The sequence below is a fragment of the Bradyrhizobium sp. B124 genome (assembly GCF_038967635.1).
Classification (GTDB): domain Bacteria; phylum Pseudomonadota; class Alphaproteobacteria; order Rhizobiales; family Xanthobacteraceae; genus Bradyrhizobium.
Genome location: NZ_CP152413.1, coordinates 7,594,865 through 7,616,249 on the forward strand (window position 1 = coordinate 7,594,865; position 21,385 = coordinate 7,616,249).

At 60.5% G+C, this 21,385-nt stretch carries 12 protein-coding genes and 10 pseudogenes; 11 read left to right on the forward strand and 11 right to left on the reverse strand.

The window, feature by feature from the left end:
* Positions 1 to 5: 5 nt before the first annotated feature.
* Positions 6 to 1,127 (reverse strand): IS630 family transposase, encoded by a 1,122-nt coding sequence (locus tag AAFG13_RS36035; protein WP_342713465.1) that lies wholly within the window; start codon positions 1,125 to 1,127, stop codon positions 6 to 8.
* A 38-nt stretch (positions 1,128 to 1,165) separates the two neighbouring features.
* Between AAFG13_RS36035 and AAFG13_RS36040 the strand changes: the two genes are divergently transcribed.
* The gene (locus AAFG13_RS36040; RefSeq protein ID WP_126262178.1) at positions 1,166 to 1,447 is read left to right on the forward strand and encodes a helix-turn-helix domain-containing protein; all 282 of its coding nucleotides are present in this window, start codon (positions 1,166 to 1,168) and stop codon (positions 1,445 to 1,447) included.
* On the opposite strand, the gene AAFG13_RS36045 is transcribed toward AAFG13_RS36040, so the two are convergent.
* Positions 1,439 to 1,576 (reverse strand): hypothetical protein, encoded by a 138-nt coding sequence (locus AAFG13_RS36045; RefSeq protein WP_342709807.1) that lies wholly within the window; start codon positions 1,574 to 1,576, stop codon positions 1,439 to 1,441. The two genes, AAFG13_RS36040 and AAFG13_RS36045, sit on opposite strands and share 9 nt — an antisense overlap.
* Positions 1,577 to 1,852: 276 nt before the next feature.
* Between AAFG13_RS36045 and AAFG13_RS36050 the strand changes: the two genes are divergently transcribed.
* The 3 genes and pseudogenes from AAFG13_RS36050 to istA (AAFG13_RS36060) form a co-directional block, all read left to right on the forward strand.
* The gene (locus AAFG13_RS36050) at positions 1,853 to 1,975 is read left to right on the forward strand and encodes a hypothetical protein (RefSeq protein ID WP_256380380.1); all 123 of its coding nucleotides are present in this window, start codon (positions 1,853 to 1,855) and stop codon (positions 1,973 to 1,975) included.
* Positions 1,976 to 2,326: 351 nt separating this feature from the next.
* Positions 2,327 to 3,719 (forward strand): annotated as a pseudogene (locus tag AAFG13_RS36055) (aspartate aminotransferase family protein).
* Positions 3,720 to 4,011: 292 nt separating this feature from the next.
* A pseudogene (gene istA, locus AAFG13_RS36060) lies at positions 4,012 to 5,393 on the forward strand (IS21 family transposase); the annotation flags it as partial.
* 146 nt (positions 5,394 to 5,539) lie between these two features.
* Here istA (AAFG13_RS36060) and AAFG13_RS36065 read toward each other — a convergent pair.
* A pseudogene (locus tag AAFG13_RS36065) lies at positions 5,540 to 6,669 on the reverse strand (IS3-like element ISRj2 family transposase).
* A 149-nt stretch (positions 6,670 to 6,818) separates the two neighbouring features.
* On the opposite strand from AAFG13_RS36065, the pseudogene AAFG13_RS36070 reads away from it, so the two are divergent.
* From AAFG13_RS36070 to AAFG13_RS36080, 3 genes and pseudogenes are all read left to right on the forward strand, one after another.
* Positions 6,819 to 7,211 (forward strand): annotated as a pseudogene (locus AAFG13_RS36070) (transposase); the annotation flags it as partial.
* 22 nt (positions 7,212 to 7,233) lie between these two features.
* Positions 7,234 to 7,770 carry a hypothetical protein gene (locus AAFG13_RS36075; protein ID WP_342709808.1) on the forward strand — a complete coding sequence of 179 codons (537 nt, stop codon included), beginning with the start codon at positions 7,234 to 7,236 and terminating at the stop codon, positions 7,768 to 7,770.
* A 144-nt stretch (positions 7,771 to 7,914) separates the two neighbouring features.
* Positions 7,915 to 8,262, forward strand: a pseudogene (locus AAFG13_RS36080) (transposase); the annotation flags it as partial.
* Positions 8,263 to 8,547: 285 nt separating this feature from the next.
* Here the strand turns inward: AAFG13_RS36080 and AAFG13_RS36085 are convergent.
* The 5 genes and pseudogenes from AAFG13_RS36085 to AAFG13_RS36105 all read right to left on the reverse strand — a co-directional run bounded on the left by AAFG13_RS36085 (position 8,548) and on the right by AAFG13_RS36105 (position 14,068).
* Positions 8,548 to 9,613: pseudogene (locus AAFG13_RS36085) on the reverse strand (IS110 family transposase).
* Positions 9,610 to 9,798, reverse strand: a pseudogene (locus AAFG13_RS36090) (hypothetical protein); the annotation flags it as partial. The pseudogenes AAFG13_RS36085 and AAFG13_RS36090, both read right to left, overlap by 4 nt.
* Entirely contained in the window at positions 9,732 to 10,166 is a 435-nt protein-coding gene (locus tag AAFG13_RS36095; RefSeq protein ID WP_342709809.1) for a hypothetical protein, read from the reverse strand. The gene AAFG13_RS36095 and the pseudogene AAFG13_RS36090, both read right to left, overlap by 67 nt.
* Before the next feature lie 162 nt (positions 10,167 to 10,328).
* Positions 10,329 to 13,316: a Ulp1 family isopeptidase gene (locus tag AAFG13_RS36100; protein ID WP_342709810.1), complete on the reverse strand. Its 2,988-nt coding sequence runs from the start codon at positions 13,314 to 13,316 to the stop codon at positions 10,329 to 10,331.
* Between the two features lie 473 nt (positions 13,317 to 13,789).
* On the reverse strand, positions 13,790 to 14,068 hold the full coding sequence (locus AAFG13_RS36105; protein ID WP_342709811.1) for a helix-turn-helix domain-containing protein: 279 nt from the start codon (positions 14,066 to 14,068) through the stop codon (positions 13,790 to 13,792).
* Here AAFG13_RS36105 and AAFG13_RS36110 point away from each other — a divergent pair.
* Positions 14,012 to 14,746, forward strand: a pseudogene (locus tag AAFG13_RS36110) (DUF2493 domain-containing protein); the annotation flags it as partial. The gene AAFG13_RS36105 and the pseudogene AAFG13_RS36110 overlap by 57 nt on opposite strands.
* A 16-nt stretch (positions 14,747 to 14,762) precedes the next feature.
* Here AAFG13_RS36110 and AAFG13_RS36115 read toward each other — a convergent pair.
* Entirely contained in the window at positions 14,763 to 15,665 is a 903-nt protein-coding gene (locus tag AAFG13_RS36115; protein ID WP_342709812.1) for a hypothetical protein, read from the reverse strand.
* A gap of 1,051 nt (positions 15,666 to 16,716) precedes the next feature.
* On the opposite strand from AAFG13_RS36115, the pseudogene AAFG13_RS36120 reads away from it, so the two are divergent.
* Positions 16,717 to 17,127, forward strand: a pseudogene (locus tag AAFG13_RS36120) (hypothetical protein); the annotation flags it as partial.
* Here the strand turns inward: AAFG13_RS36120 and AAFG13_RS36125 are convergent.
* Positions 17,128 to 17,400, reverse strand: coding sequence for a Nif11-like leader peptide family natural product precursor (locus AAFG13_RS36125; protein WP_342713466.1), 273 nt, complete (start codon positions 17,398 to 17,400; stop codon positions 17,128 to 17,130). It abuts the pseudogene before it with no gap.
* 235 nt (positions 17,401 to 17,635) lie between these two features.
* Here AAFG13_RS36125 and AAFG13_RS36130 point away from each other — a divergent pair, with 235 nt between their 5' ends.
* Both AAFG13_RS36130 and AAFG13_RS36135 read left to right on the forward strand, forming a co-directional pair.
* Positions 17,636 to 17,917, forward strand: coding sequence for a hypothetical protein (locus tag AAFG13_RS36130; RefSeq protein WP_342709813.1), 282 nt, complete (start codon positions 17,636 to 17,638; stop codon positions 17,915 to 17,917).
* Between the two features lie 515 nt (positions 17,918 to 18,432).
* Positions 18,433 to 20,022: an outer membrane beta-barrel protein gene (locus AAFG13_RS36135; RefSeq protein WP_342709814.1), complete on the forward strand. Its 1,590-nt coding sequence runs from the start codon at positions 18,433 to 18,435 to the stop codon at positions 20,020 to 20,022.
* Here the strand turns inward: AAFG13_RS36135 and istA (AAFG13_RS36140) are convergent.
* A pseudogene (gene istA / locus AAFG13_RS36140) lies at positions 19,943 to 21,377 on the reverse strand (IS21 family transposase); the annotation flags it as partial. The gene AAFG13_RS36135 and the pseudogene istA (AAFG13_RS36140) overlap by 80 nt on opposite strands.
* Between the last annotated feature and the right edge of the window lie 8 nt (positions 21,378 to 21,385).

The following is a 21,385-nucleotide window of genomic DNA, read 5'->3' on the forward strand; positions in this document are numbered from 1 at the left end:
AGTGATTATGACTCTTTGGCGGTGGCTGGATAGGCGCGGCCGAGTTTGGTGCGGGCTTTTTCTGTTGTGAACATCCATTTGATGCGGGCTCGGGTTTTATTCCGCCTCTTTTGCCATGCTGCGATCTCGTTTCGGAGCCTTTTGGGATCTGCGATGCGGCGGCCGAGACACTGGCGCTGTAGCACGCTGATCTCGCATTCGACCATGTTGAGCCAACTGGCGTGTTTCGGGGTGAAGTGGAATTCGAGGCGGCGCAGGATGCGCCGGGCCTCGGCGGGCGCGAAGGCCTCATACAGCGCCCCAGGCTTATGGATCGACAAATTGTCCTGCACGACACGGATGCAGGCGGCGTCGGGATAATGGACGTCGACGAGATCACGCATGCAGTGGGCGTAGTCCACGGCGGCGCGGCGGTCGGTGACCTTGACGTTGCGCCAGCCCCGATGTGGATCGAAGGTGACGAAGAGATTGGCGGTGCCGTTGCGGCGATACTCGTAATCGTAGCGCTCGCGCTGTCCCGGTTGGGCCGGGACCGGCTGGCGCACCTCGCCGATCAGCTGGATGGGGGTCTCGTCGAAGCAGACCAGCGGCCGGGCGGGATTCTGCGTCTCGGCGTAGAGGTCGAGCACGTCCTCCATGCGGGCAACGTATTCGCCGTCGACATGGGGAATGCACCACATGTCCCTGCGCCACGGCTTGAGGTCGTTCTCGGCCAGCCGGCGACGCACGGTCTCGCCCGACAGGCTGTTGTGATCGGTGAGCTTGACCATCGTGTCGGCCAGCAGCGTCAGCGTCCAGCGTTTGCAGCCAGCGGGCGGCTTGGCGCATGCGGTCGCCACCAGCAGGGCTTCCTCCTTGCCGGTCAGCTTGCGCTCAGCGCCCGGACGCGGCTCCTCGCTCAGGGCCCGCTCCAGATTGCCTTCCACGAAGCGGCGCCTGGTCCGGCCGACGGTGGAGAGGCTGACACTCACGGTCCGGGCAATCTCCTCGTCGCGGCAGCCTCCATCGGCCGCCAGCAAAATCTGCGCCCGCTTAAGCTTGCGGGCGGCGTGCTTGCCGCCGCCGAGCATCGCCGTCAGTTCGTCGCGCTCGGCTTGGCTCAATTCGACCCGATAACGTACATTCATGCTTTGCCTCCTTGTCGGAGGCCGGGACGAATCCAACGATGAGTCAAAAATCAGGCGCGCGCTTCACCGAGAAGCAGGGTTATTACCTGGCCTTCATCCATACCTACGCCCATATGTTCGGACGTCCCCCCGCCGAAGCCGACATCCAGCGCCACTTCCGCGTCAGCCCGCCTTCGGTCCATCAGATGATCGTCACCCTCGAACGAAACGGCTTCATCCGACGTCAACCCGGCGTCCCCAGAAGCATCGAAATCCTCGTGCCACCGGAAAGCTTGCCGATCCTCGAATGGCTCGGTATCAAAACGTCAAAATCACTGTGATGAACCAACGCATGAAACCTCGCCTGCCACCACCCCCATGGTCTGCGTCGTTATCTTCTGTTCCGGCATGAGCGGATACAGGTCAAGCCGGCCGCTGAATACAACAGCGATCCGGCCGCCGTCATCCATGATTTCGATCCCTTTCCAATGACGAGTGGGTGCTGCAAATCGTTGGCCGGTGAGCGGAGATCCTTTCGGGTTTCCGCTCCCCGTCGCCGCCATTTGTCGCTATGCTGTCGGTTGCGCCGTGGTGGTGGTGGTGGTGGAAGGCGCGGGTGCCGGTTGGGAGTGAGCCTACAAGCTTTGGCAGGCGACCAACTCAACGAGTTAAGGTATTCTGGGGAAACTCGGTCTCGCGGATCACCGCGCCAAGCCGGGACACCAACGAGATCAAGGAGATCACTGATGGCCCACAAGAAACTGGTCAATCAGAGCGGGTTGTTGCTTGCAGTGTTACTCATCACGCGTGTTGGCTCGGAGCCCAACCAGCCCGTGACGATGCGCGGCAGCAGCTGGGATACGTGCTAAACACACATGACACGCTGGCCTTCAGAGGAGTGGACGGCCTGAACGTGGTGGGCTCGAATACGTAACCGCGGTCCTCGGCGCTACGACCACCGACTCTCTACGGCCTGAACGCCGCCGGCAGTTTGATAGAAGCTCCCGTCGGCGACTAACGCGTCCCGGAAATCCGACGCTTTGTCGTGCTTGGACATCGTCACCTTAGACAGTGCGTTTAAGCCTGTCGTCAGGCATAGGCACACGCGAATCCCTTTAAAGCGATCGTCAACCACGACTGTTGCAAGGCCCAGAGAAGCCGGAAACGGACCGGCGCTTCCGCACATGATGCTCCGGTCCCTATCCAATTCTGAACCGATGATGACGCCGACCATGCTGCCCAGTTCTCAACAGGCCCGAGATGTGGCCTATCAGCTTCACGCCTATACCAACGCGCGGTCGCACCAACGGGCCGGGCCGCTCATAATTGAACGCGGCGAGGGCCCCTACGTCTTCGACACGGCAGGAAAACGCTACCTCGATGCGATGGCCGGTCTCTGGAGTGCGGGTCTTGGCTTCAGCGAAAAGCGGCTTATCGAAGCTGTGCATCGCCAGATGCAAATCCTGCCATTCTATCATACCTTCGCATCACGATCGAATGGGCCTTCCATCACGCTTGCCGAGAAGCTGGTGAAGATGTCTCCGGTGCCAATGAGTAAGGTGTTCTTCACAAATTTCCGGCTCGGAAGCGAACGATACGGTGTTGAAGCTGATCGCCTATCGATCGAATGCAGCGGGCCAACCTCAGCGTAAGAAGGTCATCAGCCGGCTGCGCGGCTATCACGGCGTCACGATCGGTGCGGCAAGCCTGACCGGATTTTCAGACAACCACCGCTCTTTCGATCTGCCGCTCCCCAACATTATGCACACGGGCTCCCCCCATTTCTACAAAGACAGCCGTGCGGGCGAATCGGAGGAGGCCTTTGCAACGCGTCGGGCCGAGGAGCTCGAGTCGCTGATTCAGCGCGAAGGTGCCGATACCATTGCAGCATTCTTCGGTGAGCCTGTAATGGGCGCGGGCGGCGTCATCGTTCCGCCGCCGACTTACTGGGACAAAATTCAAAGGGTACTAAAAACGCATAGCATCCTTTTGGTCGCTGATGAGGTGATTTGCGGCTTTGGCCGGACCGGAAAAATGTTCGGTTGCGAAACCTACAACATCGCGCCCGATGTAATCGTGGTGTCGAAGCAGCTCACGTCCAGTTATTTTCCGTTATCTGCGATCATAATGAATGACTACATGTTCGAACCAATCGCGGACGAGAGCAATAAAGTTGGACTGCTGGCTCATGGCTTCACGGGCGGTGGTCACCCGGTCGGAGCCGCCGTAGCGCTCGAAAACCTCAAACTCATCGAGGAGCGGGGTCTGATTGCGAACGTTGGCCGCATCGGGGCCTACATGCAGGAACGGCTGCGCACGCTCGTTGACCATCCACTCGTTGGGGAGGTCCGTGGCGTTGGCCTTATTGCGGCAATCGAGCTGGTGCTGGACAAGAAACGGAAAGTCGCCGCTACTACACCGGGCGATGTTGGCAGCATTGCGAGCCGGTTGCTGCACGAGCGAGGGATCATCGTGCGGAATGTAGACGATGCATTGTCGATATGCCCACCTCTGATCGTCAACAAGGATCAAATCGACGAGCTCATCGACGGGATCACGGGCATGCTCCACGATCTTAAGGCGACTGTAGTTAATTGTCGCGAGCCTCACTAGCGTTCACTCAAATCCGCTTAGTGCGCCGCAAGTCCGATTGTCTGGACATCCATCGTTGTCCGTGAACAAGCCTCCAAGCACTTGATTGGGAGTCTGTTTTCCGGTTGCGGCGGCATTTGAGATTGCAGGGGATTGAGGCTTCACAGCCCCCCGTGGGTCGGTCAAAATCCCCCGGGTATGGTCACTTGAAACTCCCCCACCTGATGATCGCCGTCAGCGCCGCTGAACAGCAGTAGCCGGTCAGGCAGGACGTTTATTTTGGTCCCCTTTTATCCAGCAAGGGGACTGAGAGTTGAACGTCTTGAAGGCACATCTGCAAAGCACGGTATTTACATTACTTGATCGCAACGCCAGCCAGCGCGAGATCCACAGGCTGACGGGGGTCGATCGCAAGACGATCCGGCGTTACCGGGCGCTGCGGGCTGGTGCGGAGGCAAATTCCCCCGGGGAAGTGACCACCGGCACGGTGAGCGCGGACGACCAAATTCCCCCACCCCGACCACCGGCTTTTGGGGTGTCGGAAGCGACAGCCGCCTGCAGCCTGGCCCGCTCGGCCTGCGAACCGCATCGGGCATGGATCGAAGAACAGGTCCGGCTGAAGCGGAATGCGCAGGCGATTTACCAGGCTTTCCGTCCAGCTATCAGAGCGTCAAGCGGTTTGTGCGCACGTTGCGACACAGCGATCCCGAGCAGTTTGATCGACTTGAGTTCCTGCCTGGCGAGGAGGCCCAGGTCGACTATGGCGAGGGCGCTCTGACGATTGATCCCAGGAGCGGCCGGTACCGCCGTCCCCGCCTGTTTGTGATGACGCTGCGCTACTCGCGGCGCAGCTTCCGGCGGGGGGTCTGGAAGTCCAGCCAACACGTCTGGGCGCAGCTCCACGAAGAGGCGTTCCGGTATTTTGGCGGGGTCCCCAGCTATGTCGTGCTCGACAATCTGAAGGAAGGCGTCCTCAAGCCGGATTTGTACGAGCCCGAGCTCAACCCGATTTACAGCGCGATGCTGGCTCATTACGCCGTGGTCGCCGATCCCGCGCGGGTGGCCGATCCCAATCGGAAAGGCTGCGTCGAGAGTGCGATTCAACATACCCAGGGCACCGCGCTGGCCGGACGGCGCTTCGAGACACTGGAAGCCCAGAACGAGTTCCTGAGGCACTGGGAGGAGAATTGGGCCTCCAAGCGCATCCACGGCAGCACGCGCCGTCAGGTCGAGGCGATGTTCCAGGAAGAGAAGCCGCACCTGCGGCCGCTGCCTGTCGCTCCCTTCCGCATCTTCACCGAAGTCGTCCGGACTGTCTGCGACGACACCACCGTACGCGTCGACAACAGCTATTACGCCGCGCGGCCCGCGCCGATCGGCAGTCAGGTCGTGGTGCGGATCTACGCCTCCACGATCGAGATCCGTGATCGCCACACCCATGCGCTGCTGCGTGTTCATTCCCGGATGACGCACCCCGGTTCTGTTGTCCTGCCGACCAGCGAACGGCCGTTCAATCCGTCGCGGCAAACCGCCGTGCTGCTGGCGAGCGCCGAGCGCATCGGGCCGCAGACCAGGGCGCTATGCCAGCAAGTGTTCGACACCGAGGGGCGCCCCGGACAGCGCGCGATGTGGGGCATTGTCGGGCTGAGCCGGAAGTATCCAGCACGGCTGGTCGAGCAGGCCTGCGCGCACGCCAGAGCTGGCCCCGGTTGTTTGGACAGCGCCCCGCTGGATTTAAGTGGATTCCTGCCGGGTTGTGCTGAACGCGGGGCTTTACGATTTTGTCGTTGCGTCGGGAGGGCGTAGCCCGACCAGAGCGACGACAAAATCGTCGGCGACGGTCATGCGGCCATCACCATAGCTTGCGTGCCGAAGTAAGCCTCGTCGGGCGTGCGCCCGTCAAGGCTCGAGTGAGGGCGTCCCTGATTGTAGAAGGCCAGATACTTGGCAATTGACGCTCGCGCCTCGGACACGCTGTCGTAGGCGCGGAGTTAAACTTCTTCATATTTGACCGTGCGCCAGAGCCGCTCGACAAACACGTTGTCGCGCCAGGCGCCCTTGCCGTCCATGCTGATGGCGATCTTCGCGTCCAGCAGCACATCGGTGAACTCGAGGCTGGTGAACTGGCTGCCCTGATCCGTGTTGAAAATCTCGGGCCTGCCGTGCTTCGCCAACGCCTCCTGGACCGCTTCGACGCAGAAGGCCGCCTCCATTGTGATCGAGACGCGATGGGCCAGGCCCCGTCGGCTGAACACATCGACGACCGCCGCGAGATAGACGAAGCCACGCCGCATCGGAATGTAGGTGATGTCCATTGCCCACGCATGGTCGGGCCGCTCGATCTTCAATCCGCGCAACAGGTACGGGTAGATCTTGTGACCCGGAGCCAACTTGCTCGTGTTCGGGCGACGATAGACCGCCTCGATCCCCATGCGCTTCATCAGCGTCGCGATGTGGCGGCGACCGGCGTATACCCCCTCCCGCCGCAGCAACGATCGGAGCATACGCGCTCCCGCGAAGGGATAATCGAGATGCAGCTCATCGAGCCGACGCATCAAGGCAAGGTCCTCGGCCGAAACTGGCCGAGGTTCATAGTAGACCGTGCTGCGAGCCAGCTTCAGGACCTTCGCCTGGCGCACGATAGAAAGATCATGACCGCGGTCGATCATCGCTTTGCGCTCAGCAGGCCCGCCTTGGTGAGCGCGCCGGACAAAAAATCGTTTTCCAACGCCAGCTCGCCGATCTTGGCATGTAACGCCTTCAAATCGACCGGCGTCTCGGCCGATGTCTTGTCATGCCCAAACACGCCGGCGGCGCCTTCCAGGAGCTGGTTTTTCCAGATCGTGATCTGGTTCGGATGAACATCAAACAGTTGCGCCAGCTCCGCCAGGGTCTTGTCGCCTTTGACCGCAGCCAAAGCAACCTTCGCCTTGAATGCCGGAGAATGCGTCCGGCGGCTCTTCTTCGTCATCTTCGCTCCTGATTCGCAGCAAGAATCCTCGCCGCTGTCAGGCAGAAAATCCACTCAAGCTACTGTCCGAATTTGCGGGGCCAGCTCTTAGCTTGTCCTCCTTCTTGGATGCGTTCGGAGCTTATCAGGGCGGGGACCGTCCATCTCATTATGTGCGCGACGATCAGCCCTACGGTGGGCCTGCGCCGCCGGCGGCGGTCTATTACGCCTCGAGCGACAGACGGGGCGAGCATCCCCAGAAGCATCTGGCCGCCTTCGCCGGTATCCTGCAGGCGGATTGCTATAGCGGCTTCGAGCCGTTGTTCGACCCGCAAAGGAAAGCGATGCCGATCACGCCGGCATTCTGCTTCGCCCATGCGCGGCGGGGCTTCTTCGAGCTGGCCGACATCGAGAAGAACGCCAGGGAAGGCAGCAAGGGCAAACCGGTCTCTCCGATCGCGCGGGAGGCGGTTATCCGCCGCGAAGCCGCCGCCAATGCCCGCGTGAAGCAGCGCGTGACGAAGCGCATGTCCGAGCTGGCGGCGCAGCTAGCCACCCGTCAGGCGGGCCGGCGGCGGAAGCTGGATGCGCGCGCAGGAAGTGGCGACCGAACATGCTGCGGAGCGCATGGCGCTGCATGCTGCGCATAAATCGGAGTCGGACAAGCCATTCGCCCGCGCGGCGGGCGTGATTTTTGCGCTGCTGGACAGGGTGCCCGAGCTTCGTTCGGTGATTGCACCCCTGCGGCGCAATCCCAAGATCAACCCTGCGGAGCGCCAGCGCACCGAGCGCGACGCGCTGGACCGCCGGCACGGACGGGAAAATTATGCGCTGGACCGACGTTATGCGGCGCTCGGGCGGCTGGACGCCTGGGAGCTTCGTTCCCTTGAGAACAGCGTGCGCCGACAAGTGCACGAAATGGAAGCCGCTCGCGGGCAGAAGGCGGAAACGCTTCAGGAACGGATCGAGGTCAACGAGCTCGATATCACGCTGCCAGCGGACAGCTTGCATGCGGCCGACGTGAAACAGGCAAAAGGCTGGAAAAGGCGAGAGCAAAAAGCCGCCGGACAGAAGACGCAGAAGCGGCCAAAGGGATATCGTTTGCCGCGGGACGATCCGTGATCGTTGCGAACCGACAGAAGCGAAAACGGCCCTGCTGTTCGGCAGGGCTTCTCGCCCGCCTTGGAGCCGCGCTCACTTTCCGCGGCACCGATGTTGTCGAGGTGCTGGAAAGGGTTTGCAACGAAGTGGGCTTCCCGGCGACTATACTATCTCGCCAATCTTCCGGCGACGGCGGATCTGCGCACGCTGGCCGCCACCATCAAGGCACGGTGGATTTGTGAGCAGGCGCATCAACAGTTGAAGGAGGAGCTTGGACTTGATCACTTCGAAGGGCGATCATGGCAAGGTCTGCATCGCCACGCCCTTATGACAATGATTGCCTACGCCTTCCTGCAACATCGTCGCCTCGCATACGCGGGGCGGAAAAAAAAGAATCAACGGGCCTCCGCCTCCGCCTCAACCAACCATGCCCGCCGTACGCCATGCCATCGTCGATCTCATCCTTCGGCCGCCGCCTCAGCAATGCCCATATTGCCGAAAGCAAGTCCTTGAAAAACAGCGGCGCAAACACATTCTGCCAAAGTCGTGTTAGCACTTCTGTGGTTGCCGCCCGTTATGCAAGAAGTTTCTGACCGATTGAACGTGTGATCGAGTGCGGTCTTCTGTCAGGCCTTTGATTGCGGCATTCCAAAGACCGCTGGCCGGTATGGTGATCTGCGGATCGGGCTCCAAAAATCTACTTTCCGAGCTGCTACGCTCTTAGTGCTAAACTGGCTTTCCTGATCCGGATCGGTTCGATCATGCGCCCATTCAGGTCATCGACTTCTCACACCTCTTTTACCGGTGTGTCAGCGCATTCAGCTCAGTATAAATCATACGACCCCCCATCAACGCTTGCTCCCGGTAATCCTCTTGTTTCGTCACCATTGCCCAGATTCTTCGCGCCATCTTGTTTGCCAGCGCGACCGCCACGAGCATTTTCGGCTTCCTCGCCAGCATCCGGGCCAGCCATGAACCCGGCGCGGGCGGTTTGCGGCTTGCCGCTCTCACATGCGACATCGCACCGATGATCAGAAGTCGGCGTATGTCAGCCTGGCCTGCCTTCGATACGCGTCCAAGCCGCTCTTTGCCTCCGGAAGAGAACTGCCGTGGCACGAGCCCAAGCCACGCCGCAAAATCACGCCCGCAACGGAAGGTCCCCATAGCAGGTGCGAAGGCTTCAATTGCCAGGGCAATCATTGGTCCGACACCCGGCACGGTCTGAAGGCGCCGTGCCGTGACGTTGGTTCTGGAAAGCTCGGCGAGCTGTTTCGTCTTCGCCTCGATACGGTTTGTCTTCGCGCACAATTTGTGCGAGTAGATCCCGGCACTCTTCTCGCACGAGATCTGGCAAGTCGATTGCGTCATCCGTAATGACCGCCTCAAGTCTCTTGATATGGACAATGCCCTGCGGAACGGTCTGCCCAAATTCATAAAGCACGGCCCGCAGGGCATTCACCAGCTCCGTCCGCTGACGAACGACGCGTTCCCGCGCCCGGAAGAGAACCGCCTTCGCTTGCTGGTCTGGCGTCTTGGGCTCCACGAAGCGCATTTCCGGCTGACGTGCAGCAATGGCGATCGCTTCGGCATCAGCGGCATCATTCTTTTGCCGCTTGACAAAGGGGCGGACGTATTGCGGCGCGATCAGCTTGACTTCATGGCCGTATGCCATCAACTCGCGCGACCAATAGTGAGCACTGCCGCATGCTTCCAAAACAAAGACAGCGGCCGGTTGACGTTGCATGAACTGAATGAATTGTCCACGTGACAGCTTCTTGCGAAATCTCATTTCGCCCGTCAGCGAGGTTCCATGAAGCACAATGACATTCTTTGCCAGGTCGACGCCGATCATTGTATCCTTCATTTGCCGCTCTCTCCGTTTCGTGGCTCGCGGTTGACGTTGTCGATCTTGATCGTGGTCGACGGCGGCTGGCCTTCCTTATGCTCCGGATAGCCAGCCTGGAACGGACGGGCGATGAATGTCACCGTCTGGCCGGCGTCCCGCGGCGCGCCCGCCTCGAGCCCAAAGGCCATATCGTCGCCGACATTGGCGACAACCCGCGCCGGCTGGTCGAACGACGACTGCCAGAGCTCGAGCGTGTAGTAAACGCCGTCCTGCTGCTGAAATCGATCTGCGGGCTCACCTTGGCCCGCGCCAGGGCGTCGGCAGCAGCAGCCGCGCGATCGCGCAGCTCGGCGAACTTGGCGGCCTGCGCCGCCGTTTCCTTGCCGTTATTGCCCTGCACTGCGGACGTCTCGGCGGCCGTTGCGCGGAACGACGCGAGCGCGGCATCGCCGAGCCCGACCGCCTTGGTATCGGCCTCCTGCGTCTCCGTATGCTTCGGCAGCGAGCGAAGAAAGTGGGCGTCGTCTCGACGTCCAACAATTTCGCCAAAAACTTGTTCTCGGTGTGACATTCAGGGGATCGAGGTCGGTCAAGCCGGTGCCGGCCTCAGCCCAAAACCGCCGCCGCCTGACCGGCTCGGCCGTCACCAAAATTTGGCGATAGCTCCGCTTAGACGCGCGAGGGCTGAGCAGTTTGATAGCTTGTAAAATTCGCGGGATCCGCATAGCCGACCTCAGCCCCTCAGTCGGTTTTGCAGTGCTTGCCGATCGGGGACGAGTTCGTCGAGGTTCAGCTGGTCCGGCTGCTCTCCTTGCGCCAATTGACTAACCAGCTCCCGCGTGGCGTCGACGACAAAGACGCCGCAATCATAGGTGTTGTCCTGCCGAGGCGCGCGGGGCCACTCCAGACGGGCGCCTAGCCGGCCTGCGAGCTGTCTTGCAGGTGTTGCATTGTAGCGTCCGGCGGAGTCGTAGTGATAGGCGACCGGCTCTTGACGATCGCGTCGGTCAACGAGCAACAGTGACCAATGGCTGCCGCGGAAATCAGGAGGATGGGCATCGTTCACTGGCACGAACAGAAAGTCGGCTCTATCGGGACCTTGCCAATTGACGATGCTTTGGAAGGCACTTTGCGTATCGCCCCAGGCCAGCTGCTGATTGGCTACGATGGGGTCCACGAACTGCGTCCGGCCGGCGAGAATCGGATCGATGTTCCGCAAATCCTCCTCCAGGAGCTCATAATCCCTGAGAATATGGTTATCGGTGAGCCACTCCCTATCGCCGAGCATCAGCCCGCTCCGGCTGGAGACGGTCGGATCCAAAGTCACGATCTGAGCATTGAAGCTGGTTGGCCCCCGCCACGCAGAATCAGCCTCATCGCTGAATTCGGACAGCGTAGGTGCAGTCAGGTCAACCAATGGGAGACCTGAGGAGAGGTTTGAGCCAGCCCTGGCGACGTGCACCGGCGCAAAGCTCGTATTGTCACCCAATTCGAAGGCTGCAGGTGGATTCGGATTAACGGAACTGCGGTAAATGTCTGACAGCCTAGCCGATGGATCCTCAGACCACATCTGCTCGGTCAGCCAAGCTAATTCTTCCCCGCCCGGGATTGGGGCAAGCTCCTGCGGCGCTTCGAGCTGTCGAGCGCCACGGTGATGCCCTAGTCCTGGCCCTGCAAACGGCGGCGGAACGTCAAGCGGCGGCCCCCAAGTGTCATGCGGCTCGAAGGCTGCGAGCGAATTCGAATTAAACGATACTTCAAGACCATCGTCAGCGTCTGAGTGAGTCCTGACAGCAAAGCGCGCTGGCGCTGTTTCCAAGGTCGGCCACATACTCCAATCAAAGTCGGACGGCATCTGCGGCGACCAGGTTGAGGCGGACCAGCCAGATTCCTGCCCTTCAGCTTGAACTATGTCCTGCTCCTGCTGAGGAGGAATCCCGGGCCACCGCGGGCCGTCTTCCACCATCAAATGCAGACCCTGAACGTAATCTTCCGGGACGACCAATGGCCAACGGACAGCCTGCGGCACGCTGGGCTGCGCAGCGGCGGCGTCAAGGTCAGTCGCGACCGCATGCTGCACCGCGGCGTCTTCGTAGCCGCTCTCTGGCACTATCGGCTGTGCCTGCCAAGGCGATGGACCCAGCTGATCGGCGGAGGCCGGCGTCAGCAGGCGGCCGCCCGAATTGCCGACCGCGCTCAACTGCTGCCCGCTGCCAACGCCTTGCAAAGGGTCTAGGGTTCTCGGCCTCTTCGCTGGCCTCAAATCAGCTGGGTCATGCGCACCGCTGATGGGCAGATGGCCGGCCTGCTCCGCCTCCAGCCAAATGCGGTTGCGATCGCCAGCTTGCAATGGCCAAGGAACGGCTGCGCCAGGCTGATCGACACTGTCCGCTGGCGAATGGCGAGGTGAAGCAAGCGCCTCCAGAAGCTCCGCCAAATTTTCGCTCGGCAGCTGCTCAAACGGGTCTTCACTGTCTTGAAGCTCCGCCGCATTGTAGATCGGCTGCGAGGACATCGGCTCGTCATCCAGTAGCCGTCGAAGCTCCTCTGGGTCAACGTTTAAGAGCGGCGACCAGGCCAGATCATCCTCCGCCTGCCAAGGGCCTTGCCCGGGGTCAGCGCGCTCCACCATGCGGTGATCAGGGATGATAAGGTCCCCCTCGCTTGGCAGATCACTCCTGGCACGCGCGCCTATCGGCTCGTCCGGCGATTGCCCGCCGTCTTGGCGAAAGGTCAAGGGACGGACCGACGCTCCGGGGTCGGGTGCCCCGTCATGGCGCGCGGCCGGCTCGACAGATAACACAGCGCCGGGTTCATCCATCAGCCCCAAAAGCGAATCCCGATCGTGGCATTCCGCCGGAAGCTCCTTTGGCCCGCCGCCGACTTCCTGCGGCGCGCTGTGCTGCGCAGCGGCGGCGCCGACCTGCCTCGGCTCCTTCAGGGCTGCGTCTTCGGGATCAATATGGCGCTCAAGCTCCATCGCCTTAGCGCCCGCCTGGGATTTGCGGAGATGAGCGAGCGCGGATAGGGTCCTCCGATCACCACCGTGGTGCGCTTTGAAAGTCTTGGCATCTTCATACAACGACGTTTCGGAAAGCCGAGCAGCTAAACTCGGCCGGTTGTTTCGACGAAGATAGTCACTGAAGCGGACAAGATAAGGGGCATAGTTATTGGTGGTTCGGGTCGGTGTTTCGCTCTTGTACTCTTTGATGAGAGTCACGTCCTCGAAGTGAGGATTTGGGCGTCTGACCTGCGCGACACCGCCCATCAACTGCGAGTCCCGAAGATGACGTATTGCCCCAATGATACCCCTGTAATTCCCCTCTGCGATGAACTGACGCGCATCAGCGATTAGTGACTCATGGCTCAGCCGGGTACCGATCGACTTTTTGTTGTTTGCTAAGAGCCAGTGGCCGAAGGTGATTAGGCGACACACATTGGACTTGGCGGTGCTTTCGGTGGCCCCGCCCTTGATGAGGGCGTCCTGAAGCCCACAAATAAGCGAAGCATCCTCGGGATAAAGAGGCTGCGGGCTGCGCCTTATTGCAACCGCTGTTGGCTGAGCCGGCTGCTCCGGCATTGCTTCACCGCTTCCAAAAACGATCTCGGTCAGGTGCCGCTCAAATATCTCCGCTCCTGGGGACGGAACCGCGGCCGACCTCTGCTGCGGGCCTGCGCTGTCCGATTGTTCACGCACCCACTGGGTCGAGGGGAAATCCATCCGTTCTCACTTTCAAAGATATAGCACTGTTTGAAGCTGGCCTGAATCTGACGTCCCGGGGTTTGCGAACAAAGATCGAGGCCGATTATCTAAGAGTCCACTTCTCGACGTGGCCCTCACACCACAACACCCCCACGAGTATGCCTACACCGTGAGCATCGTGCGATGTGTTCCAGTCCGATCAGCGCCAAGTGTTTAGCCGGGGAAAGCTGTCGGTAACCTGACGATGACCACGTGCAGGGCCGAGAGAGAAGACTGCAACGCGTCCAGCCCTTCTGCGATAGAGCACAAACGCTGGGAGCCTGAGCTTGATCGTCTCCCACGGGACCATCGCAACTGAAATGGCCCTGATTTTGGGACCACGTGCTTGTTGAACGGGCTGCTCCGTTTGATAGACGGAACGCATGATGACGACGAAGACGAGACGCAAGGTCGACGCGGCACTGAAGGCAAAGATCGCGCTAGGTAGTGGTTCACCACAGTGATTTTGACGTTTTGATGCCGAGCCATTCGAGGATCGGCAAGCTTTCCGGCGGCACGAGGATTTCGATGCGTCTGGGGACGCCGGGTTGACGTCGGATGAAGCCGTTTCGTTCGAGGGTGACAATCATCTGGTGGACCGAAGGCGGGCTGACGCGGAAGTGGCGCTGGATGTCGGCTTCGGCGGGTGGGCGTCCGAACATGTAGGCGTAGGTACCCGTCTTGAGCCCGACCTCGAAGACCTGCTCTGGTCGACGGTGAACGTCTTCCACCGCGCCAGCGACAGGATCGAACGAGAGCTCGACGGCAATGAACTGGCCCAGCAGCGCTCCCAGCGCGAACAGGACGGCAGCGAGGTGAAATCCGTCGAATTGGAGCGCCTGACGGCGGAAGGTCAAACACTGATCGAGCGACGCAACGCCTTCGAGCTGATGCGCGACCAGGCCGCCGACGAGTTCGAACGCCACACTCATTCCGCCTGGCGGCCGCGCAACGGGTCAAAGGTCAACCACCGCAATCTGACCTCCGCGATGATCGACAGCCGCGATTTCCTCGCCGCGAAGAAGCGCGCCGACAATCAGGTGCTCCTGCCACCCGGCCCGAAAGTCGCGCTGACTGGTGGTCTCGACTTCAACGATCATCGTTTGATCTGGGCCAAGCTTGACCAGGTGCACGCCAAGCATGCCGACATGGTGCTGCTGCACGGCGGATCGCCCAAGGGGGCTGAGCTGATCGCTGCCAAATGGGCCGACAACCGCAAGGTCCCGCAGATCGCTTTCAAGCCCGACTGGACGAAGCATGCCAAGGCCGCTCCCTTCAAACGCAACGATGCGATGCTGGAGACATTACCGATCGGTGTGATGCACTTCCCCGGCACCGGGATCCAGGACAATCTCGCCGACAAGGCCAAGAAGCTAGGTATTCCGGTCTGGAAATTCGGCGGCGCGTGAGCGCCGCAAATTTCTATTACCCGACTTGAACGACGCGATCGTGCAACTTTCGCTCCGCTTCCTCCGCCGCCTTCTCTACGGCACGAAAGATCGTGGTCCACACTTCAACCAACTCCGGAAACTCCATTCGCGCCTCGGCCGGGTTTGAACAATTCGCCACGCCGCGGAGGAACGTAGCCTCTACCTCTGCTTTTCCCTCGATCTCGCCTTGATAGGCATCGGCGGCGGCATTGTAGCCGCTCCAACGTACCCGCCGTAGCGCGCGATCCTTCGTCAAAGCCGCTCGGCCGAGGTAAAGCTCGATACTTGCGGCTTTGCCGTTGACGTCGACGACATGCTCTCCTTGAGGGCCGAAAGTCGGGTACTGACGCGCAAGCTCTGTGTCCGGGAGCACGACCACGATCATGTTGTCCGGCAGCCCCAAGGCGCTGGCCTGCAGATACGCCTGACGTCCGGTTGTGTCGTTGTCGAACACGACGACGAGGCGCAACGGTGCCCGCGCTGCCGCAAATGCCTTCAGAAATTTCACAAGATACGCGGCGCCGCCATCCACGCTCAGCTCAGCATGGTTGAAGAACGAGAAGTAATCTTTCCGCTCTGGAAACAGCGCTGTGAGCGAGCGCTGTAATATCCGGATGTCCGTACTACCCTCGGCAAGGATGACCGTCGTTGCCAGCGGACGGGGGTCAAGGGGAGCAGAAGCCCTCTTGTCGTCGCAAATGCTGGCAGCCGACTCGATCCAACCACCGCCGATCAGCGCCGTGATGTCGAGAGAGACGTACCGCACGTCAACGCAGGCATCCAACAAAGCCCGGAGGCTCATCAGGGATCCATAGCCATCGAACCAAAGCCAGCCCTCGCCGTCGCGATCACGCATCCGGCGATCGATCTCGTCCGTCGCCTCCTCGCGCGTGTACATGGTCGCGAATCCTCGACAGAGAATGAGCGCAGTGCGGCGGCCGTTTCCTCTGCCCAACCGCCATCGGCGCAGTATTCCTCCCACGTCTCGCGCGTTGTTGCGTGCCAAGCCTCCAGTCGTTCACGCGCCGTAGCGGCTGTGCAGCCCAAGAGATCCAGGCGGGACAAGACGACCGCTCGGAGCGCCTCGTAGACCAAGTCAGAACTTTCCTCTTCATCGACCGACGGCCTGACGGCTCGGTCGCTTTCCTGGAATAGCGCGCAGAAAATGATCGGGAACGACGGACTTTGCGCCACAGATCTCGGTCCTATCGAAATAGATTCCGCAGTAACTTCCCATCCATCGCTCCTACAGGCCAATCTCCAGCATGGTGGCGTGATCCAGCGAGCGGTTGGCGCGCCCTTTGAACTCCGCCAGGTCGACCTCCCCAACCGCACATCGACTCACAACCCATTCTAGCCGATCACCCCCGCACCGTGACGGCAACGATGTTCCAGCTGAGAGCCACGCAGCCCCGACAACCAGGCTCCTGTCCGGCGAACACCGCCCCGCTGCATCGGCGCTGATCCTTGATCCGGGCGCAGGCCTGACGCCATCAACCCGCAAGGGGTCGGCTCACGCTGAAGCGAGCCGTCGCTTCGTCTTCGCCTGCGCGGTGATTGCGGCCTACTGCCGGATTCATCGGGCGCCTGTCGCGCGGGGATGGTCCCCGCCTCAGAACAGGAGCCGGACCGATGTCTCAAACCCTTGCCTTCGCCAACGCATGGAACCTCGCCACCACCCTCATGGTCTGCGTCGTTATCTTCCGTACCGGCATGGGCGGATACGGCGTGATGCCGGCCACCGAATACGATGGCCGATCCGGCTGCCGTCATCCACGAATTCGATCCATTCCAATGACGAAGGGGCGCTGCAGATCGCTGGCCGGTGAGCGGAGGTCTTTACGGATTTCCGCTCCCCGTCGTCGCCGTTTTTGGCTATGCTGTCGATTGCGCCGTGGTGGTGGTGGAAGGCGCGACCGTCAGACCTTTATCTCACGGAGACCACCACTATGATCATCTTTGGACCACTGCTTGTCCTCGTTGGCATCGGCTTCTTCTGCTGGCTGCTGTTCACGCTCGCTGTTTTCGCACTGCCTTTCTTCGTTGGCCTGACGATCGGCACCTGGGCCTTCCACACCGGCGCCGGAGTGCTCGGTGGCGCAGCAGCAGGGCTCATGGCGGGCGGTGTGACCATTGGCATTGGCCACCTCGCGCTCGCCTTCGTGCCATGGACCTGGCTTAGACTCTTGATCATCCTCCTCTACGTCGCGCCCGCTACCGTCGCCGGTTACGGCGCGACGCATGGAATTGCCCAGATGACGATGTCTTCACCCGCCTGGCAGACGGTTTTCGCGGTCGTCGGGTCCGTTGCGGTCAGCATCACCGCCCTGGTTCGCTTCACCGGAATGGCCGCAGACGGACTAGCTAGCCAACGCAGTGGTATGCACAATCCCGCTCAAGCCCGCACCGCTCAAATCCCGCTTGCCGCCGACATGCGCGTCGAGCTGCATCAACTCGTGTCGGCCTGGCGCTCGGATGCAGCTCCTAACCTCATCAAGCGTGAAATCGTAGCCGTGGCTCTTTCCGACCGCTACAATCGGTGCAAGACCTGTAGCACTCTGCTTAAGGTTTTCGAGCAGACTACCCTCTTTCCCCAGATTCTTGACAAACCGTTCTACCTCAGCCTGCGACATGGCCGGGCCTCTGCTAAATGTTTCTACCTAGCCGTCGCCTTGGAAGCGATGGTGATGACGCCTTAACAAAGCAATCCGCATACCAAACTGAAATTGCTGCTTTTGCGCTTTGTCCGACCGTGCATGTCGTCAACTTGCCGACATTGGTCTCGAACCTAACAAGCGCTCAGTAGAGCGGAGCTCGTTGTCGGTAGCTATCCCAGCCGCGCAACTCGGCGTCAAATGGCCGGAGCTGATGGGACTGGACAGGATTTCCTTCATCAAGCTGAAAACCGACCGGCAATTCGTCGCCGGCTGCGGCAATGATCGGCTGAAACGCACGCTGTGCCGGCACGTCGTCGAACTGGCGCAGGGCTACGGCGCGTGCCGTAGCGGAAGGCGTCGAGAGCGGGGCCGATCTGGTGGCGTGAGCGAGCTCGGCTTCGACGTTGTCCAGGGCTATCTGTTCGGCAAGCGGATGCCGCTGAAGAAGTTTGCTAGACGCGCTTTGACACCGGCTGTGACGGGGCAGGAGTGAAGGCGCGAAGCCTCACATAGTGCAGCGCGGAGAACACGCAGACGACCAACAGCGCTGCCGCTGACTCCAGGCAACCGGCCCTGCCATCCGCTGTGTGCAAAAGTATGCGATTGGCCGATGCTTGCACGCATCTGCGCCGAAGGCTTGTAAACATCGGTGTGTGCCATTGCCAAAATTGGACGAGTACGCGCCTTGGACACTGCGATGATTGCACACCTCGGCACTCAAACGCGCGACTTGTCGCAGCTGTGACCAGTCTGGTCGGCAATCCGACGTGGCCATGGAAGAAAACATCTAATACGTACTGTTCCAGGTGGCACGGTTTCTGCAGACTGCTACCGTCGTGGTAGCGATGCCAAACGACGACCGTTCGGGCCACGTCGCAAATGGCGCGCATGTTATTGTGAGGTGATATGCGAACTGGAGTTCTTGTTTGCGGCGCAGTAGTTTCGCTTGCAACATGCAGTCTGGCTAACCCAGCGGAGCTAACCCCGGCGGCGAGTGTCTCGTCGACATTGTGGAGCTGGACTGGAGGATATGTTGGCTTTCACGGCGGTGGCGGTTATGGCCGTACGTCCTTCACTGATCCCTACGGGCCGTCAATCTATGGCGACATCGTCAACACCCCAATATTCCTGGCCGGCGGTCAGATCGGCTACAATTGGCAAAGTGACGGATGGGTTCTTGGCGCCGAGTTGGATGTAAGCCATGCTGTGTCCGACGGCACAAATAGCTGTCTTGCCTTCTCCGGTAACGTTGTGATCGCCACCTGCAAGGCAAGTCCGAACGTCTTTGTCACAGGCACCGCTCGGGTCGGTTACACTTTTGGTGCCCAGGGTCGCACGCTCACCTATGTCAAAGCCGGCGCAGCCTGGCAGAACAGTCGCGGGAGCATCGCTAACAACAATGAATTTCACGACGAGGAGTCTTCTGGATTTCCGCAGCACACTACGCAATTTGACTACGGTCGTTTCGGATGGACAGTCGGATTCGGTGTGGAGCAAGCCTTGACGGCCGCTTGGTCCCTCAAATTCGAATACGACTATATGAGGTTTGCTGGACCGCACCTGGCGACGCCCCCGACCATGCAGTCTCCGCCGCCCGCTGTCATCCCCGCCAGCGCAAGCGATTTATCGAGCAGTTATCAAGTTGGAAAGGTCGGCTTGAATTATCATTTCGGAAGCGGCCCGAGTCAGCCGAAATGGTCCCATGGATCGCTGTTCTCCGACAGAGCGTGGGCCGGTCATCGTGCATATCCCGATGATTGGTCGGTTGAAGGCGGCTCACGGGTCTGGCTCAGCAGGGGAACATTCCAATGGGACTACAATCTTCCACCTCCGATGCCTGGCGATGGCGTCATACCAAGTTCGAGGCTCACCTATCACGGGCTAGACGGCATTTCCGGCGAGCTTTTCGCACGTCTTGATAGCCCCTGGGGAATATTCATGAAGGGCAATGTTGGCCTCGGACGCTTCGAGAAGGGAAAGATGAACGACGAGGATTCGAGTGTCTACGGCATCGGCTATAGCAACACCTTATCAGACCAGGCGAATGGGAAATTCATGTACTATACGGTCGACGCCGGATATGACTTTTTGCGCGATAAGGCCTACAAATTAGGCGCCTTTGCCGGATGGGCCTATTACGGCCAAAAATCGGATTCCATGGGATGCGCGCAGATCGCCTCGCCGGTGGTGGGGCCGTGCGCGGTCCCGGTCTCGAAACGGCTCATCGGCAGTCAAGACACCAATTGGAATGCGCCGCGCATCGGCATGAGCGCAGAAGCTATGCTGCTCGAGCGCTGGCGCGTGAGCGCCGACGTTGCTTACCTGCCGCGGACCGACTTTACTGGTCGCGACAACCATCTCCTACGCGATGCAACAGCTTTCTACGATCAGCGCGGGCGAAGTGGTGCGGGCGTTCAGGTGGAAGGAACATTGTCTTACTTTCTCAGCAAAAACTTCAGCATTGGTGTTGGGGCCCGGTATTGGGCGATGTGGACCGGCGGTGACAGCGATGTCTCCTTTAATTACGGCGCACGCACCCCTGCGAAGTACAGTATGGAACGTTGGGGCACGTTCTTTCAGACGTCTTACAAGTTTTGACTGGATCGGGCAGCAAACCCGGGCGGGCCAAATGTTTTTGTGGCCGGCCTGTACTGGTCCGGTATCTGCAAGAAAGCACAGGGACGGCAGCGCTATATATATCCGCTGCTGCGGCTCCCGAGCTCGATGGAAATTTGAATCGGTGTCTCAGTTTGAAGTTTCGAACGATTGCCGCCCAGGGACCGTGCAGCCCCGGCCATTCGGGTGTCAATTAGCGCCCCCGCATCTTCGAACTTCAAGGGCTTCGCCACAGGCGGCTTCCACCGCGGGCAGATTGTCAGTCAGCACGGAGTTGAGGATGTCGACCATCTGCCGATTGCCGTCGTCGGTGCTGGCAAGCCTGCGCCGGATCGCTGAAGTGAGGCCGGCATCACACAGTCCTTGAAGGGAGCACCATTGCGCAAAGCGCCGGGTTTGCGAGCCAGCACCGGCATATAGTGCCAGGGATCGGAGATCGTCTCGCCGCGTCCGAAGGATCGTGGATGCTCCGCAAGGATTCCTCCATCCTGGCGGATCACGATCCGATCGGTATAGCCTGGACCTCGATGGGGCCTCCGACTGCGCTGCCTGCGACTGAGTACTTGTTGTTGTCGAAGCGCACCAGGCTGGTCTTCGAGACCGATGCCGTCACCGCATGGATCGAAGCGGCCGGCATAAGGAACGAGCTTGGGCCGTTCGGTTTCGAACACACGCCCAGATCGTCTGATCGGCCAGCTCCGGATGGCGATGAGCCTTGGCGTACGCGATGCATTTGTCGAGCAGCCAGGCGTTTAGCTCATCCAGGTTTTTGAACCGCCACCGGGGCGGGAAGAAGCGCTCTCGGACCAGCCCGACCTAGTTGTCGACCTAGCCCTTCTCCCAGCCCGACGCCGGCGTGCAGGCAACCGGGTCGATCCGGATAGTAGCTGCACATCCGAAGAAAGCGGCGATTGTAGCGACGATGCTTGCCGACAAAGCGTCTCCACCGCGGTCTTCATGTTGTCGTGGATGCCGCGGCTGCAGGTGCCTTTCAACAGGGCGAAGGCCCGGTCGTGGGCATCGAACACCATCTCCTGCGTCTCCCGCGGACAGGCCCGCACGAATAGCATACGGCTGTGACAGAGCCGGACATGGGAAGCATTCACCATCACCGTGGTGCCGCTCAGCAGAACCACCTCGTGGCTTCAGTCGAACTGGTAGGCTTCGCCGGGTGCAAAGCTCAGCGGGACATAAGCAGCCGCGGTCGATTGCCCGCGCTCCTTACTCCACCGGCAGGCGTAACGCCGCACCGCATAACCGCCGTCACAGCCGCGGCCGCGCAGGTCTTCGAAGATCCGGATCAACGTCAGCTGTTCACGCGCCGGTTTGGCAGCGTTGATTGTGT

Excerpts from the sequence above, each read along its gene's own strand:
- AAFG13_RS36100 (WP_342709810.1), bottom strand. The coding sequence starts at position 13,316 with ATGGATTTCCCCTCGACCCAGTGGGTGCGTGAACAATCGGACAGCGCA.
- AAFG13_RS36040 (WP_126262178.1), top strand. The coding sequence starts at position 1,166 with ATGAGTCAAAAATCAGGCGCGCGCTTCACCGAGAAGCAGGGTTATTAC.
- AAFG13_RS36035 (WP_342713465.1), bottom strand. The coding sequence starts at position 1,127 with ATGAATGTACGTTATCGGGTCGAATTGAGCCAAGCCGAGCGCGACGAA.
- AAFG13_RS36095 (WP_342709809.1), bottom strand. The coding sequence starts at position 10,166 with ATGTCACACCGAGAACAAGTTTTTGGCGAAATTGTTGGACGTCGAGAC.
- AAFG13_RS36075 (WP_342709808.1), top strand. The coding sequence starts at position 7,234 with ATGCGCGCGCAGGAAGTGGCGACCGAACATGCTGCGGAGCGCATGGCG.
- AAFG13_RS36125 (WP_342713466.1), bottom strand. The coding sequence starts at position 17,400 with ATGTCGCAGGCTGAGGTAGAACGGTTTGTCAAGAATCTGGGGAAAGAG.
- AAFG13_RS36115 (WP_342709812.1), bottom strand. The coding sequence starts at position 15,665 with ATGTACACGCGCGAGGAGGCGACGGACGAGATCGATCGCCGGATGCGT.
- AAFG13_RS36130 (WP_342709813.1), top strand. The coding sequence starts at position 17,636 with ATGGGACTGGACAGGATTTCCTTCATCAAGCTGAAAACCGACCGGCAA.
- AAFG13_RS36050 (WP_256380380.1), top strand. The coding sequence starts at position 1,853 with ATGGCCCACAAGAAACTGGTCAATCAGAGCGGGTTGTTGCTTGCAGTG.
- AAFG13_RS36045 (WP_342709807.1), bottom strand. The coding sequence starts at position 1,576 with ATGGATGACGGCGGCCGGATCGCTGTTGTATTCAGCGGCCGGCTTGAC.